This window comes from Oceanicola granulosus HTCC2516 (genome assembly GCF_000153305.1).
GTDB classification, from domain to species: Bacteria; Pseudomonadota; Alphaproteobacteria; order Rhodobacterales; family Rhodobacteraceae; genus Oceanicola; species Oceanicola granulosus.
Genome location: NZ_CH724107.1, coordinates 488,698 through 503,732, shown reverse-complemented (window position 1 = coordinate 503,732; position 15,035 = coordinate 488,698). Strand labels below are relative to the sequence as shown.

13 protein-coding genes are annotated in these 15,035 nt (G+C 68.8%); 7 read left to right on the top strand and 6 right to left on the bottom strand.

What is annotated here, in order from left to right:
* The first annotated feature begins 59 nt into the window (after positions 1–59).
* The 5 genes from OG2516_RS02455 to OG2516_RS02435 all read left to right on the top strand — a co-directional run bounded on the left by OG2516_RS02455 (position 60) and on the right by OG2516_RS02435 (position 3,835).
* On the top strand, positions 60–1,067 hold the full coding sequence (locus OG2516_RS02455; RefSeq protein ID WP_007254023.1) for a C4-dicarboxylate TRAP transporter substrate-binding protein: 1,008 nt from the start codon (positions 60–62) through the stop codon (positions 1,065–1,067).
* Between the two features lie 64 nt (positions 1,068–1,131).
* Positions 1,132–1,764, top strand: coding sequence for a TRAP transporter small permease subunit (locus OG2516_RS02450; RefSeq protein ID WP_007254022.1), 633 nt, complete (start codon positions 1,132–1,134; stop codon positions 1,762–1,764).
* Positions 1,765–1,809: 45 nt separating this feature from the next.
* Entirely contained in the window at positions 1,810–3,255 is a 1,446-nt protein-coding gene (locus tag OG2516_RS02445; protein WP_007254021.1) for a TRAP transporter large permease, read from the top strand.
* A 47-nt stretch (positions 3,256–3,302) separates the two neighbouring features.
* On the top strand, positions 3,303–3,533 hold the full coding sequence (locus OG2516_RS02440; RefSeq protein WP_245544268.1) for a type II toxin-antitoxin system CcdA family antitoxin: 231 nt from the start codon (positions 3,303–3,305) through the stop codon (positions 3,531–3,533).
* Between the two features lie 2 nt (positions 3,534–3,535).
* Complete coding sequence (locus OG2516_RS02435) at positions 3,536–3,835, top strand: CcdB family protein (RefSeq protein ID WP_007254019.1); 300 nt, start codon at positions 3,536–3,538, stop codon at positions 3,833–3,835.
* Position 3,836: 1 nt separating this feature from the next.
* On the opposite strand, the gene OG2516_RS02430 is transcribed toward OG2516_RS02435, so the two are convergent.
* From OG2516_RS02430 to OG2516_RS02410, 5 genes are all read right to left on the bottom strand, one after another.
* A complete protein-coding gene (locus OG2516_RS02430; RefSeq protein WP_007254018.1) occupies positions 3,837–4,922 on the bottom strand; it encodes an ABC transporter ATP-binding protein in 1,086 nt (361 codons plus the stop codon).
* Between the two features lie 27 nt (positions 4,923–4,949).
* Positions 4,950–6,608, bottom strand: coding sequence for an alpha-amylase family glycosyl hydrolase (locus OG2516_RS02425; RefSeq protein WP_040614898.1), 1,659 nt, complete (start codon positions 6,606–6,608; stop codon positions 4,950–4,952).
* A gap of 10 nt (positions 6,609–6,618) precedes the next feature.
* Entirely contained in the window at positions 6,619–7,878 is a 1,260-nt protein-coding gene (locus tag OG2516_RS02420; RefSeq protein WP_007254016.1) for a carbohydrate ABC transporter permease, read from the bottom strand.
* Positions 7,879–7,890: 12 nt separating this feature from the next.
* Entirely contained in the window at positions 7,891–8,868 is a 978-nt protein-coding gene (locus tag OG2516_RS02415) for a carbohydrate ABC transporter permease (RefSeq protein ID WP_007254015.1), read from the bottom strand.
* Between the two features lie 102 nt (positions 8,869–8,970).
* Positions 8,971–10,311 carry an ABC transporter substrate-binding protein gene (locus tag OG2516_RS02410; protein ID WP_007254014.1) on the bottom strand — a complete coding sequence of 447 codons (1,341 nt, stop codon included), beginning with the start codon at positions 10,309–10,311 and terminating at the stop codon, positions 8,971–8,973.
* A 270-nt stretch (positions 10,312–10,581) separates the two neighbouring features.
* Here OG2516_RS02410 and OG2516_RS02405 point away from each other — a divergent pair, with 270 nt between their 5' ends.
* Entirely contained in the window at positions 10,582–11,622 is a 1,041-nt protein-coding gene (locus tag OG2516_RS02405) for a LacI family DNA-binding transcriptional regulator (RefSeq protein ID WP_007254013.1), read from the top strand.
* Between the two features lie 75 nt (positions 11,623–11,697).
* The gene (locus OG2516_RS02400) at positions 11,698–12,669 is read left to right on the top strand and encodes a glucokinase (RefSeq protein ID WP_007254012.1); all 972 of its coding nucleotides are present in this window, start codon (positions 11,698–11,700) and stop codon (positions 12,667–12,669) included.
* A gap of 19 nt (positions 12,670–12,688) precedes the next feature.
* Here OG2516_RS02400 and OG2516_RS02395 read toward each other — a convergent pair whose 3' ends face one another.
* The gene (locus tag OG2516_RS02395; RefSeq protein ID WP_050769105.1) at positions 12,689–15,001 is read right to left on the bottom strand and encodes an ATP-binding protein; all 2,313 of its coding nucleotides are present in this window, start codon (positions 14,999–15,001) and stop codon (positions 12,689–12,691) included.
* Positions 15,002–15,035: the final 34 nt, after the last annotated feature.

Sequence of the window (15,035 nt, the reverse complement as noted above, 5' to 3'; positions counted from 1 at the left end):
CGGGAAAAGTGGGGGCAGACGCTCCGCCGCGAAAGCGGGGCCAACAGGGAGAGAGTTGCATGAAGACGCTATGGATGCGCGCGGGCGTCGCCGCGCTTGTTGTCGGGATCGCCGGCGAGGCGGCGGCCGTCGAGTGGAACGTGTCGCTCTGGGGCCAGCGCCGGGCCTTCACCGAGCATGTCGAGAAGCTGGCCGAGCTGGTCTCCGAGAAGACCGACGGCGAGTTCACCCTCAACATTTCCTACGGCGGCCTCAGCAACGAGCGCGAGAACCTCGACGGCATCTCCATCGGCGCCTTCGAGATGGCGCAGTTCTGCGCCGGCTACCACGCGGACAAGAACCGCGCGATCACCGTGCTCGAGCTGCCCTTCCTCGGCGTCGAGACGCTCGAGCAGGAGGTCGCCGCCTCGGAGGCCGTCTACCTGCACCCGGCCACCGTCGCGGAGATGGCGCGCTGGAACGCGACGCTGCTGATGCCCTCGCCGCTGCCCCAGTACAACCTCGTCGGCGTGGGCGAGCCGCCCGCCAGCCTCGACGATTTCGAAGGCCTCTCCGTGCGCGCCACCGGCGGCATCGGCGCGGCGATGGAAGCGGTCGGCGCGGTGCCGACCTCGATGTCGGCCACCGAGGTGCGCCAGGCGCTCGACAGCGGCGTGATCAAGGCGGCGTCCTTCGCGCCGCACGCCCACATGTCGTTCGGCACCGTCGAGACGGCGGACTGGTGGACGACCAACCTCAACCCCGGCACCGTCAACTGCCCCGTCGTCGTCAACACCGACGCGCTGATGTCGCTGTCGGACGAGCACCGCGAGGCGCTGCTGGGCTCGGTAGACGAGGCGCTGGCGCACTACATCGAGCACTACAACACCCAGACCATGTCGGCCTGGGGGCCGCTGCTCGAGGAGAAGGGCATCGAGCAGGTGACGTTCTCCGACGACGACATCGCCGCCTTCCGCGAGGCCGCCGCCGGCCCCGCGCGCGAGGCCTGGCTCGAGGACGCCGCGGCGGCCGGCCTGCCCGGCGAGGAGCTGCTCAACATCGTCGACGGCGTGCTCGCCGGCGAGTGAGCCCTCCCGCGCGCCCGGCTCCCTGGAGCCCGGGCGCGCCCGCACCGACAGGAAAGGACCGCCCATGGCCGGCGCCGCCTCCGTGCTCGATGACGGCTCGCTGCTGAGCCGCCTCGACCGCGCCCTGGTCCGGCTCGAGGGCTGGCTGGCGCTGCTGTCGGGCCTCGCCGTCTTCGGGCTGATGCTGCTCGCGGTCTTCTCCGTCGGCGGGCGCAACGCCTTCAACAGGCCCCTGCCCGGCTACGTCGACTGGATCGAGCAGGCGATGCCGCTGATCGCCTTCATGGGCATCGCCTACACCCAGCGGCTCGGCGGGCATATCCGCATGGACATCGTCGTCGGCGCGCTCAAGGGCCGCGTGCTCTGGGCGGTCGAGTGGTTCACGACGCTGACCGTGCTGGTGCTGATGCTGCTGCTCGTCTGGGGCAGCTGGGCGCACTTCCAGCGCTCCTTCGATTTCGCCGCGCCGCTCTGGAGCCGCGACTCCTCGATGGACATCGGCCTGCCCATCTGGCCCGCCAAGCTGCTCGCCCCGGTCGCCTTCTCGGTGCTGTCGCTGCGGCTGGCGCTGCAGCTCTGGGGCTTCGGCCGCGCCTTCGTCACCGGCACCGACCGCCCCGTCGCCGTGCCGCTGATCGAGAGCGCCGCCGAAACCGCCGCCCGCGAAGCCGAGACCGTCTCGGGAGCAGAGAGATGACGCGCCCCTTCATCTGGCTGCAAATATGCAAAGCCGGCGGCGGCCGTGGATAGCCTCGATATCGGCCTCTGGGTGACCGGCGGATTGCTGGTCTTCGTCGTCCTCGGCATGCGCGTCGCCTTCGCCGCCGCGCTGGCGGGGCTGGTGGGGCTCGTCTGGATCTTCTGGTCGCGCAAGGGCTACGCGGGCGAGGAATTCGGCTGGGCGTTGTCGGTCGCGGTGAAGACGGCCGGACAGGTGCCCCACGCCAAGGTGGCGAGCCAGTCGCTGTCGCTGATCCCGACCTTCATCCTGATCGGCTACCTCGCCTATTACGCCGGCCTCACCCGCGCCCTGTTCGAGGCCGCCAGGCGTTGGGTCGGCTGGCTGCCGGGCGGGCTGGCGGTATCCTCGGTCTTCGCCACCGCGGGCTTCGCCGCGGTCTCCGGCGCCTCGGTGGCGACGGCGGCGGTGTTCGCGCGCATCGCCATCCCCGAGATGATCAAGGTGGGCTACGACAAGCGCTTCGCCGCCGGTGTCGTCGCCGCGGGCGGCACGCTCGCCTCGCTGATCCCGCCCTCGGCGATCCTCGTCATCTACGCCATCATCGTCGAGCAGGACGTCGGCCGGCTGCTGCTCGCCGGCTTCGTGCCGGGCGTCTTCTCGGCCGTGGTCTACGCGCTCATCATCGTCGGGCTGGCGATGGCGTGGAAGAAGCTCGGCCCCCCCGTCGGCGGCTTCACCTGGCGCCAGCGCTTTGCCGCGCTGCTGCCGGCCTTCCCGATCTTCTTCGTCGTCATCATCATCCTGTTCTTCGTCTACAACCCGATCCCGCCGCAGATGACCCTCTTCGGCGCCGTGATCCCGCTCCCCTTCGGCGGCGACGCCTGGGGCACGCCCACCGAGGGCGGCGCGCTCGGGGCCTTCGTGGTGCTGCTGATGGCGCTCTGGAAGGGGTTGCGCTGGCGCGACCTGCGCGACGCTCTGATCGAGACGGCGAAGCTCTCGGCGATGATCTTCACCATCATCTGGGGGGTGCTCATCTACGTCCGCTTCCTCGGCTTCGCCGACCTGCCCGGCGCCTTCGCCGACTGGATCACCTCGCTCGAGCAATCGCCGATGCTGACCTTGGTGATGATCCTGCTCGCCTACGCGGTGCTGGGGATGTTCATGGACGCGATCGGGATGCTGCTGCTGACCCTGCCGGTGGTCTACCCGGCGGTGATGGCGCTGAATGGCGGGGTGAACGTCTCGGCCGAGGAGGCGGCGTTCGGCATGTCGGGGCCGCTCTGCGCGGTATGGTTCGGGATTCTGGTGGTGAAGATGGCCGAGTTCTGCCTCATCACGCCGCCGATCGGGCTGAACTGCTTCGTGGTCGCCGGGGTGCGGCCGGATCTCTCGGTGCAGGACGTGTTCCGCGGGGTGACGCCGTTCTTCATCGCCGACGCGATCACCATCGCGCTGCTGGTGGCGTTCCCGGGCATCGTGCTCTGGCTGCCCAGCCTTGTTTAACGCTTTGTCAGGATTTAGCTGTTAGACATCCCGGCATGGAGACGGATGTGACCACCGACAAGCGCGCCACCGTCGACGTCACCCTCAGCAGCGCCACGCTCGCCGAGGCGGAGGCGCTCGGCGTCGACGTCTCCCGCGCCGCCGAGGCCGGCGTCGCCGCCGCCGCCAGGGCCGAACGCCAGAGGCGCTGGAAGGAGGAGAACCGGGAGGCGATGGAGCAGATGAAGGTCTGGGTCGAGGAGAACGGGCTTCCGCTCTCTGAGCTGCGCAAGTTCTGACGGTGGTTCGCCAGTTCGATGTCTACCAGCTGCGCTCGCGGGCGTACGTTCTGGTGTTGCGCAACGATCTGCTGGAAGAGTTTCCGCTGATCCCCGTCGCCAGCCTCGAGCCGCTCGACACGCCCTACGCGGCCATTCGTGGCCTGCAGCCCGAGATCGAGCTGGGCGACCTCCGCCTGCGCCTCGCGCCGCACGTGCTCGCCACTGCGCTACCGTCAGAACTGGACACCCACATCGGCAACGTCCCCGAGCACCGCGACGCCATCGTGCGCGCGTTCGACGTGCTGCTCGCGGGGGTCTAGCTCAGCGGTAGTAGAGCGAGATCCCGTTGTGGAAGACCTGCACCTTCTCCGGCGCGGCGGCGAGGGAGACCTGGCGGCCGCGGACGTCGGCGTGGATGCCGGGGAGCTTGGCGATCACCGGCTGGTCGGCGTCGGTCTCGAAGTAGAGCAGCGTCACCTCGCCGAGGGCCTCGGTGATGGCGACGGTGCCGGTATAGGCGGCCTCGCCCTCGGTCTCGACGAAGTCTTCGGGGCGGATGCCGATATTGACCTTGAGGCCCTTGTCGGCCGCCTGCGTCGGCACCGCCGACACCGCCGTGCCGCCGCCGTCGAGGCGGATCACCGTGCGCGCGCCGGTCTCGACGATCTCGCCGGGGAACAGGTTCATGGCGGGCGAGCCGATGAACTGGGCGACGAACTCGTTCTCGGGCCGCTCGTAGAGCTCGAGCGGGGTGCCGACCTGGGCGATGCCCTTGTTGGCGAGCACCACGATGCGCGACGCCAGCGTCATCGCCTCGACCTGGTCGTGGGTGACGTAGATCATCGTGCTCTCGGGCATGCTCTCCTTGAGCTGCGCGATCTCGATCCGGGTCGCCACGCGCAGCGCGGCGTCGAGGTTGGACAGCGGCTCGTCGAAGAGGTAGACCTTCGGGTCGCGCACGATGGAGCGGCCGATGGCGACGCGCTGGCGCTGGCCGCCGGAGAGCGCCTTGGGCAGGCGGTCGAGGTAGGGTTCGAGCTGCAGGATGCGCGCGGCCTTGTTCACCGCCTCGTCGATCTCGGCCTTGCTCTTCTTGGCGAGCTTGAGGGCGAAGGTCATGTTGTCGCGCACCGTCATGTGCGGGTAGAGCGCGTAGCTCTGGAACACCATGGCGATGCCGCGCTGCGCGGGCGGGACGTTGTTGACGACCTGGCCGTCGATCTCGAGCGTGCCGGACGAGATCTTCTCGAGCCCCGCGATCATCCGCAGCAGCGTGGACTTGCCGCAGCCGGAGGGGCCGACGAAGACGACGAGCTCGCCCGTCTCGATCTCGAGGTCGATGTGCTTGAGCACCTCGACCGCGTTGCCGTAGGTCTTGCCGACATCGGTCAATTTCAGACTGGTCATCCGTTCCCTCCCTGATCGCCCTCGTTGTTACACTGCCCGGCGGGTGGCCAGCGTGGCCTGCCAGGGGGCGAGGTAGACCCGCCCGTCCGCCGCGGGCGTCGCCGTGCCCAGCTCCTCCCCGATCGCGGTCCACGTGCCCGGGGGCAGGTGAAACTCGGCCGGCTCCTCCGAGACGTTGAAGGCGCAGAACACCTCCTGCCCGTCATGGGTCCGGGTGAAGTAGACCACGTCCCGGTCGTGGCGCACGCCCCCGTGGCGGCCCTTGGCGAGCGGCGGGTGGGCGTGGCGCAGCGCGATGGCGCGGCGGTAATGGTGCAGCATCGCGGCGCGATCGTCTTCCTGGTGGGCGACGGTGCTGTGCAGGTGGCGGATCGGCACCGGCAGCCACGGCCTGGCGCTCGAGAAGCCGGCGTTCTGATTGCTCGGCTCCCACGGCATCGGCGTGCGGCAGCCGTCGCGGCCCTTGTACTCGGGCCAGAACTGGATGCCGTACGGGTCCTGCAGGTCCTCGAAGGCGACCTCCGCCTCCGGCAGGCCCAGTTCCTCGCCCTGGTAGAGGCAGACCGATCCGCGCAGGCACATCAGCAGCGTGCACAGCATCCGCTGGGCGGCGGGCGTGAGGTTCCAGCGCGTGGTGTGGCGGGTCACGTCGTGGTTGGAGAAGGCCCAGCAGGCCCAGCCGTCGGAGGCTTCCTCGTCGACGCGCGTCATCACCTCGGCGATGCGCCCGGCGGTGAGCGGGTCGGTGGCGAGGAACTCGAAGGCGTAGCACATCTGCATCAGCTCGTCGCCGGCGGTGTACTGGCCCATGATCTGCAGCCCGCGCTGCGCGTCGCCGACCTCGCCGACGGCGGCGGCGCCGTAGCGGTCGAGCTCGGCGCGCACGCGGCGCAGGAAGTCGAGGTTCTCGGGCTGGTTCTTCGAGTGCAGGTGTTCCTGGTGATTGTACGGGTTCACCGAGGGCGCGATGTTGGCGTTGCGCAGCTCGGGGGCGAGCGGCGGGTTGTCGCGCAAGTCCTTGTCGTGGAAGTAGAAGTTGATCGTGTCGAGGCGGAAGCCGTCGCAGCCCTTCTCCAGCCAGAAGCGCACCACGTCGAGCAGCGCGTCCTGCACCTCCATCGAGTGCAGGTTGAGGTCGGGCTGCGAGGTCAGGAAGTTGTGCAGGTAGTACTGCTCGCGCCGGCTGTCCCACTGCCAGGCGGAGCCGCCGAAGATCGACAGCCAGTTGTTGGGCGGCGTGCCGTCGGGGCGCGGATCGGCCCAGACGTACCAGTCGGACTTCGCGTTGGTGCGGCTCGAGCGGCTTTCGTCGAACCACGGATGCTGGTCACTGGTGTGGCTCAGCACGAGGTCGATCATCACCCGGATGCCGTGGGCATGGGCGGTCTCGATGACGGCGTCGAAGTCGTCGAGCGTGCCGAAGACCGGCTCGACGTCGCGGTAGTCGGAGACGTCGTAGCCGAAATCCTTCATCGGCGAGCGGAAGAACGGCGAGATCCAGATCGCGTCGACCCCGAGGGCAGCGATGTAGGGGATGCGCTGGCGGATGCCGCCGAGATCGCCGATCCCGTCGCCGTTGCTGTCCTGGAAGCTGCGCGGATAGATCTGGTAGATCACCGCGCCGCGCCACCAGTCGCGGTCGAGTGCGGCCTGCTGGCTTGGTGCCTGTTGTTCCGCAAGAGTCATGCGGTCGTCCCTATTTAACCGAGCCTGCGAGCAGCCCGCGGACGAGGTATTTCTGCATCGCGAAGAACACAACCAGCGGCACGGCGATGGAGATGAATGCCGCAGCGGCAAGAATTCCCCAGTCGCCGCCACGGCTGCCGAGCAGGTCGTCGGCGATCTTGACGGTCATCACCCAGCTCTCGGAATTGGACGGCAGGAAGACCTTCGCCACGAGCAGGTCGTTCCATGTCCACAGGAACTGGAAGATGGCGAACGAGGCGAGCGCGGGGAAGCTGAGCGGCAGCACGATCTTGGTGAAGACCTGGAAGTCGGTCGCCCCGTCGACCTTGGCGCTCTCGATGATGTCGCGTGGCAGCCCGACCATGTAGTTTCGGAGCAGGTAGACCGCGAGTGGTAAGCCAAAGCCGGTATGGGCGAGCCAGATGCCGAGGAAGCTCTGCCCGATGCCGATCCGGTTGTGGAGCTGCAGCAGCGGCACGAGCGCAAGCTGCAGCGGCACCACGAGCAGCCCCACGATCATCGCGATCAGGAAGCCCCGGCCGGCGAAGTCCATCCACGCCAGCGCATAGGCGGCGAAGGCGGCGATGCAGATCGGGATGATCGTCGCCGGGATGGTGACGGTGAGGGTGTTGATGAAGGCCCGGTCCATGTTGTCGGACGTCAGGATCGTGTCGTAGTTCTCGAGGCTGAACTCGGGCGGCGTCTCGGCAGTGATGTAGATCGTCGGCGCGCGGTCGATCTCGCTGTCGGACAGGTAGCGGAAGTCGCCGTTGGCCTCGACCTGCAGCGCGCGGTCGAGCACGGCGGTCTCGGCGAGGATGGTGTTGCCGTCCTCGTCCTGCGCCGGGAAGATCGGCTCGCCGTCCGCCGGGTAGGCGAGCTCGAGGCGGGTGTCGTCGATGGTGCCGTCGGGCTCCTCGACGTCGACGATAAAGCGGGCGTAGACCATCCCCGGCTCTGCGGCGCCGGGCGCGCGGGAGGTGATGCCGAAGCCGGCCACCGCGCCGCTGCCGGCGTCACCGAAGAGATTGCCTTCGAGCACGTAGAGGTCGCCCTCCTGCACCACGCCCTCGGGCTCGGGGTTGATGCGGAACGCCTGCTCGACGGCGAACGGCGCGCGCCACCAGCCGCTCTCGCTGATCTGCTCGCGGTCGCGGAACGAAGAGACCAGCAGCCCGATCGTGGGCACGAGCCAGAGGATGACGAGGAAGATCACGCTGAGGTTGGTGGCCCAGACGAGACCCGACTTGGTACCGGCGATGTTGTCCATGTCCCTGCCCCCTCAGTGCATTTCTTTCCGGGCCTGCCGGATGTTGAAGATCATCACCGGCAGCACGATGACCATGATGACGAAGGCCACCGCCGTCGCCCGCCCGTCGTCGCGGAACATGTAGTCCATCATGTAGCTGGGCAGGATCTCGGTGTCGAAGTTGCCGCCCGTCATCGCGTAGACGATGTCGAAGACCTTGAGCACGAGGATGGTGATCGTCGTCCAGACGACGACGATGGTGCCCACGATCTGCGGCACCTTGATCTTGAAGAAGATCTGGAACGGATTCGCGCCGTCGATGATCGCGGCCTCGATGGTCTCCTCGGGGATGCCGCGCAGGGCGGCCGACAGGATCACCATGGCGAAGCCGGTCTGGATCCAGATCAGGATGATCATCAGGAAGAAGTTGTTCCAGAACGGGATCTGCATCACGTCGATGGGCGCCATCCCGAAGCTGTCGCGCACCGCGTTGATGATGCCGATCTCGGGATCGTTGGCGTAGACGAACTTCCAGATCAGCGAGGCACCCACGAAGCTGATTGCCATCGGCATGAAGATCAGGCTCTTGGCGATGTTGCCCCAGCGCAGCCGGTCGGTCAGCTGCGCGACGAGCAGGCCCATGAAGGTGCAGGCGGCGGGGACGACGAGCACCCAGAGGAAGTTGTTGAACAGCGCCTGCCGGAACCCCTCCTCGCCAAACATCGTGGCGTAGTTGCCCATCCCGATGAACTCGTTGCCCGAGCGGTTGAACAGGCTGCGCCAGAACGAGCCGACGACCGGGTAGACGAGGTAGAGGCCGAGCGCGAAGATCGCGGGGAACAGGAACAGCCACGGGCGCACCATGGTGGCGCGGTTGATGTTGCGGCCGTTGTCGTCGTTGCGCGGCGGGAAGATCACGCGGTCGAGGATCAGGTTGGACAGGTAGAAATACCCGATGCACCCGCCGACCCCGATGATGACCGTGATGATCCCCTGAATGATCGGCGACATGCTGCCCCTCCCCGCTCAAGCGCACCCGTTTGTTTCAGCCTGACCGAAGAGCCCGCCTTGCAAAAGCAAAAGCGGGCTCCCGGTGACGATTTTTCCGTGGCGTTACTGAATGGAGTCCCAGCGCGCCTGGATGTCGGCGGCCACGTCGGAGGCCTCCGCGCCGGTGACGTAGTCGACCATGCCGGTCCAGAAGGCACCCGCGCCGATCTCGCCCGGCATCAGGTCGGAGGCGTCGAAGCGGAACGTGGTGGCGTTCAGCAGGACGTCGCCGAGCGCACGGCTGGTGTCATCGGCGTAGAGCGCGGTGTCGACGCCGGTGTGGGGTGTCAGGAAGCCCGACTGGCCCATCCAGATCTCGTGCGCGATCGGCTCCTTCAGGAAGTCGATGAGCGCGGTCGCGGCGTCGGACGGATCGGTGATCGCCCAGAGCGTGCCGGCGCCGAGCACCGGGTTGCCGAGATCCTTCTCCTCGTAGGCGGGGAAGTAGAAGAACGCCGCGTCGTTGTCTTCGGGGAAGAAGGTCGGGATGAACGACGCCTGGCGGTGCATGTAGCACTCCGGCGGGATCGCGAAGAGGCCGGCGGGGCTGTCGCGGAAGTCCGTCGTCGCCACGGCCGACGCGCCGCCCTGGACGTACTCGTCGTTCTTGGCGAACCAGCCGAACTCCTCGATCGCCTCGACCACGGCGGGATCGTCGAACGGGATCTCGTTGGCGACCCACTGGTCGTAGACCTCGGGCGACTGCGTGCGCAGCATCATGTCTTCGACCCAGTCCGTCGCCGGCCAGCCCGTCGCCGCGCCGCTGCCCAGGCCGATGCACCAGGGGGTGCCGCCGTCGTCGACGATCTGCTCGGTCAGCTCCTTCAGCTCTTCCATCGTCTCGGGGACGTCGTAGCCCATCTCGTCGAAGGCGCTCTCGGAGTACCAGACGAGCGACTTGACATCGACCTTGTAGAAGAAGCCGTAATAATCCTCGTTGCCGTCCTCGCCCTCGTAGGTGCCGAGATCGACCCAGGACTGGCCGGCGGCGTAGTTCTCGCGCATCCAGTCGGCGGTGCCCTCGGGCAGCGGCGTCAGCAGGCCCTGGCTGGCGAGGTCTTCCGCGAGGCCCGGCTGCGGGAACACCGCGACGTTGGGCGCGGAGCCGGCGCGGGTGGAGATGACGATGTCCTGCTCGAAGCTGTCGGAGCCGGAATAGTTGACCGTCGCGCCGGTGGCCTCTTCGAAGTAGGCGAGCACCTTCTCGACGTTCTCGGCGTCGAGGCCGGTCCAGGGGCCGGTGATCTCGAGGGTCTCGCCGCTCAGGTCGTGGGCGTCGGCGAAGCTGTTGAAGCTGTCCCAGTTGTAGTCGCCCTCGCCCACGGGGACGACGAGGTCCTGCGCATGGGCCAGCGAGGCGGTCAGGGCGAGCAGGGCTGCGCCGGTGTAAAGTCTCGTCTTCATGATGATCCTCCCAGATCGCGCGGCATCTTCCGCGCCGGCTATGCATGTCGTGCGCGCCCCGATCCCGCCTGCCGACGGATCAAAGCGCTTTGGACGAGGCGACTGTCGCCCAATCCCGGAGATGTGTCAACTGGCCGCAAAGGCAATGCCGCAACTGCACATTTCTCTTTGCTTACGCGGCATTCGCGACCCCTCCGGAAAAGACTTTAACCGTGAGCGGACGCTGGCTAGGGTATCAGGGCCTCCTAAAGCGCTTTGGAAGCCCCGCCGATGAACCTCAAACAGCTCGCAGAAGCTCTTGGCCTGAGCCAGACCACCGTGAGCCGAGCGCTCAACGGCTATCCCGAGGTGTCCGAGGCCACGCGCCGCCGCGTGGTGGAGGCCGCGGCGCAGCACGGCTACAGCCCCAACGCACGCGCAAAGGGGCTGGCGACGGGCCAGGCGATGGCGATCGGACTGGTGATCCCCGTCTCGGATCAGCAGGAGATGGTCAACCCGGTCTTCGGCGATTTCCTGGCCGGTGCGGGCGAGGCCTGCTCGGCGCTCGGCTACGAGATGGTGCTGTCGGTCGTGGAGGGCGACGAGGCGGCGGTCTACCGCTCGATGAAGGCGCGCGGCAGTGTCGACGGCGTCGTCGTCAGCGCGCCCCGGCTCGGCGATCCGCGCCCTGCCCTGCTCGACGGGCTCGGCCTGCCGTTCCTCGTCCACGGCCGGATCAGCGGTTACGAGGCGCCCTATTCCTGGATCGACGTCAACAGCCGCTCCGCCTTCCGCCGCGCCGCCGGCTTCCTGCTCGACCTCGGCCACCGGCGCGTCGGCCTCGTCAACGGCGAGGAGATCTTCGACTTCGCCCACCGCCGCCGGCGCGGCTACGGCGAGGCGCTGGCCGAGCGCGGGCTGCCGGAGACGGCGGACCTCGTCGTGCAGGGCGAGATGACGGAGGATTTCGGCCACGACAGCGCCCGCGCGATGCTTGCCCGGCCCGATCCGCCCACGGCCTTCCTCGTGTCGTCGCTGATCTGCGCCCTCGGCGTGCGCCGCGCCGTCGAGGAGCTCGGGCTGGTGATGGGACGCGATGTGAGCATTGTCACCCACGACGACGCACTGTCCTACTTCCAGAACGGCGGCGACGTGCCGATCTTCACCGCCGTGCGCTCCTCGGTGCGCGAGGCCGGGCGGCGCGCGGCGCGGCTGCTGATCGGGCGCATCGAGACGCCCGGCGCGCCGCACGCGCAGGACCTGCTCGAGGCGCAGCTGCTGGTGGGCGAGTCGACCGGCCCGGCGCCGCGCGCCCGCAAAACCGCCCCCTGAGGCCGGCCACCGCTTGAAGCGCGCGGCCAAGCCGTCCTATCAGTCGCCAACCTGCCTCAGCCGAACGGATGCGTCATGCCCCACCCGCCGAACAAGCTCTCCCTCGTGGCCGACATCGGCGGCACCAACACCCGCGTCGCCCTCGCCGACGGCCGCCGGGTGCTCGAGCCGACGATCCGCCGCTACCGCAACGCCGAGTTCGCCGGGCTCGAATCGGTGCTGCGCCGCTTCATCGCCGACGAGGGCGATGTCGACTGCGTCGCCGCCTGCGTCGCGGTCGCCGGTCCGGTGCGCGACGGGCGCGCGACGATGACCAACCTCGACTGGACGATGGACCGCTCCACCGTCAGCCGCGCCACCCGCGCAGAGACGGTGGCGGTGCTCAACGACCTGCAGGCGCAGGGCCATGCGCTCGGCCATGTCGCCGAGGGCAACATCCGCACCATCGTGTCGGGCCCCGACACTCAGCCGCACGAGACGAAGCTGGTCATCGGCGTCGGCACGGGCTTCAACGCCGCGCCGGTGCACGAGACGCGGGTCGGCCGCGTCGTCGCGCCGTCCGAGTGCGGCCACGCCAACCTGCCGATCCGCAGCGAGGCCGAACTCAAGCTCTGCCAGTTCGTCAGCACCGCCCATGGCTTCCCGGCCATCGAGGACGTGCTTTCCGGCCGCGGCCTCGAGCGCGTCTACGCCTGGCTCGGCGCCGAGGCGGGATCGCCCGCCGAGGCCAAGGCCGCCGACATAATGGCCGCCTGCGCCGACGGCAGCGACCCGCGTGCCACGGAGGCCGCCCGGACCTTCGCGCAAATTCTCGGCACCGTCTGCGGCAACCTCGCCCTGATCCACCTGCCCTTCGGCGGCGTCTTCCTCGTCGGCGGCGTCGCCCGCGCGATCGCTCCCTACCTCGACGGCTTCGATTTCGACGCCGCCTTCCGGGACAAGGGCCGCTTCGCCGGCTTCATGGCCAACTTCGCCGTCTGCGTCGTCGAGGACGACTACGCCGCCCTCACCGGTTGCGCCGCCCACCTCGTCGAGCTGTCCGACTGAAGCGGCACGCGGCCGGAAGTCAGTGCAGCTGCCGCTGGACCGTCGCCGTCAGCTCCGACAGCGAGAACGGCTTCGGCAGGAAGACGGAATTGGGGATACGTGTCTGGTTTTCGGCGATGGTCTCCTCTGAATAGCCCGACACGAAGACGACGCGGGTGTCGGGCCGCTCGGTGAGCGCCTCGCGCACCCAGGTCGGCCCGTCGAGCCCCGGCATCACCACGTCGGTGACAAAGACGTCGATGACGAGCTCCGCGTCCTGCAGGATCTCGAGGGCGGACTCCGCGCAATCCGCCTCGAGCACCGTGTAGCCGCGCAGGCGCAACGCGCGCGAGGCGAAGGCGCGCACCGGCGCCTCGTCCTCGACAAGGAGAATCACCCCCTCGTCCTGCGCCGCCTCCGGGCCGCGCCGCTCGACGGCGGGCGCGACGGGCGGATGGGTGAAGGTCGCGGGCGGGTCGTTGTTGACCGGGAAGAACAGGGTGAAGGTGCTGCCTCGCCCGACGGCGCTGTCGACGAAGACATAACCGCCGGTCTGCTTGACGATCCCGTAGGCCGTCGACAGCCCCAGCCCGGTGCCGTCGCCCGTCCGCTTGGTGGTGAAGAACGGCTCGAAGATCTTCGCCCGCTTGTCCTCCGCGATGCCGTGACCGTCGTCGATCACGTGCATCACCACGTACTCGCCCGCCGGCACCGTCGCCCGGTCGCGGCGCAGCGACTGCTTCAGGCACAGGTTCTCCGTCTCGATCCGGATCTCGCCGCCCTCGGGCATCGCGTCGCGGGCGTTGACCACGAGGTTCATGAGCACCTGCTCGATCTGGCGCTTGTCGGCGCGGATGGCCTTGAGCGCGGGATCGTGCGCGAGGGTCAGCGCGATCTTCTCCCCCACCAGCCGGTTGAGCAGGTGGGTCAGGTCCGCGAGCGTGTCGCGCAGATCGAGCCGTTCGGGCCGCATGTTCTGCTTGCGCGAGAAGGCGAGCAACTGTCCCACGAGCGCGGCGGCGCGATTCGCGTTCTGGTGGATCTGGGTAAGGTCGCCGAAGTCGGGATCGCCCTGGTCGTGGCGCAGGAGCAGAAGGTCGCAATGGCCGGAGATGGCGGTCAGCAAGTTGTTGAAATCATGCGCCACGCCGCCGGCGAGCTGGCCGATCGCCTGCATCTTCTGGCTCTGGACGAACTGCGCCTCGAGCGACTTGAACGCCGTGACGTCGGTCAGCGCGACGATCAGGTGACGGTCGTCGCCCGCCCCCTCGGCGCTGAGCGCGACCTGCACGAAGGTGTCCTGCGCGCCGTGGGCGAGGGAGAGGAACTCGGGCGGCGCGCGGTCGTCCCGGCGCGCGGCGTCGCGCAGCCAGTCGGCCATCGGGCGGCCGAGGCCATCGAGCAGGTCCGACAGGCGCGTGGCCTCGCCCATGTCCGCCCCGAGCAGGGCGCGCGCCTCGCGGTTGGCCTCGATCACCGTGCCGTCCGTCGCCACCTTCAGCAGCGGAACCGGCAGCGCGTCGATCGCGCCCCAGCCCGGCCCGGCGCGCGCGTCGGCCTCGCCGGGGCCGGGGATGAGGTAGATCTCGCGCCGCCCGCCGTTGCCGTTGATCTCGGCGACGATGCACTCGATCGTTCCGTTGACCCCCTGCACCCGGTGAACGCGCCCCGAGACGATCGGCAGCTCCGCGAAGACCTGCTGCAGCGCCTTGACCCGCCCGCCCATGAGGCGCCGGAACGCCTCGTTCATGTAGAGGATCGTGCCGGTCGGTCCGGCGGTGAGCATCGGCAGGCCGAAGGCCTCCGCCCCCCGGCCGACGGTCCGCTCGACCTGTTCCTCGAGGCGCCACAGGTAAATCTCGTCGCCCATGCGGCGCACCGCGAGCCGGACCGGGCCACGCCGGGTGACGATCTCCTCCACCGCGTGCCCGCCCGCATGCGCGCGGCTCTGCAGGCGGAACAGGACGGCGCCCGGGTTGGCGAACGTATCGGTCAGCACGAAGCCGAGCGTGTCGACGAACGGATCCTGGAAGCGCGCACGCGCCGCGGCGTTGCGGGCGTGGATGGTGCCGTCGTCGGTGGTGACGAAGGAGACGAAAGGATCGTGCTCGATCAGCAGCCCGGCCGCCTCGAGCCGCAGGGCCAGGCGGCGGCGGCCATGGGCCTGCCAGGCGAGCATCCCAAGCCACGCCGTGGCCGCCAGCGCCGCGCCCGCCTGCAGCCCGAGCGCCTGCGCGGGCTTGCCGGTCAGCACGCTCCCGGCGAGCGCCGCCAGCGCGACCCCGAGCACCGCCCACGGCCGTACATCGAGCGCCATCCGCCCCGGCACTGCCGTTCCCCTGCCCGCCTCCATCTGAGACACCGGCCCATCCCTTGCGATTCGTTCC

Coding starts and splice junctions, on each gene's coding strand:
- OG2516_RS02395 (WP_050769105.1), bottom strand. CDS start 15,001: ATGGAGGCGGGCAGGGGAACGGCAGTGCCGGGGCGGATGGCGCTCGAT.
- OG2516_RS02410 (WP_007254014.1), bottom strand. CDS start 10,311: ATGAAGACGAGACTTTACACCGGCGCAGCCCTGCTCGCCCTGACCGCC.
- OG2516_RS02455 (WP_007254023.1), top strand. CDS start 60: ATGAAGACGCTATGGATGCGCGCGGGCGTCGCCGCGCTTGTTGTCGGG.
- OG2516_RS02430 (WP_007254018.1), bottom strand. CDS start 4,922: ATGACCAGTCTGAAATTGACCGATGTCGGCAAGACCTACGGCAACGCG.
- OG2516_RS02420 (WP_007254016.1), bottom strand. CDS start 7,878: ATGGACAACATCGCCGGTACCAAGTCGGGTCTCGTCTGGGCCACCAAC.
- OG2516_RS02450 (WP_007254022.1), top strand. CDS start 1,132: ATGGCCGGCGCCGCCTCCGTGCTCGATGACGGCTCGCTGCTGAGCCGC.
- OG2516_RS02425 (WP_040614898.1), bottom strand. CDS start 6,608: ATGACTCTTGCGGAACAACAGGCACCAAGCCAGCAGGCCGCACTCGAC.
- OG2516_RS02405 (WP_007254013.1), top strand. CDS start 10,582: ATGAACCTCAAACAGCTCGCAGAAGCTCTTGGCCTGAGCCAGACCACC.
- OG2516_RS02400 (WP_007254012.1), top strand. CDS start 11,698: ATGCCCCACCCGCCGAACAAGCTCTCCCTCGTGGCCGACATCGGCGGC.
- OG2516_RS02415 (WP_007254015.1), bottom strand. CDS start 8,868: ATGTCGCCGATCATTCAGGGGATCATCACGGTCATCATCGGGGTCGGC.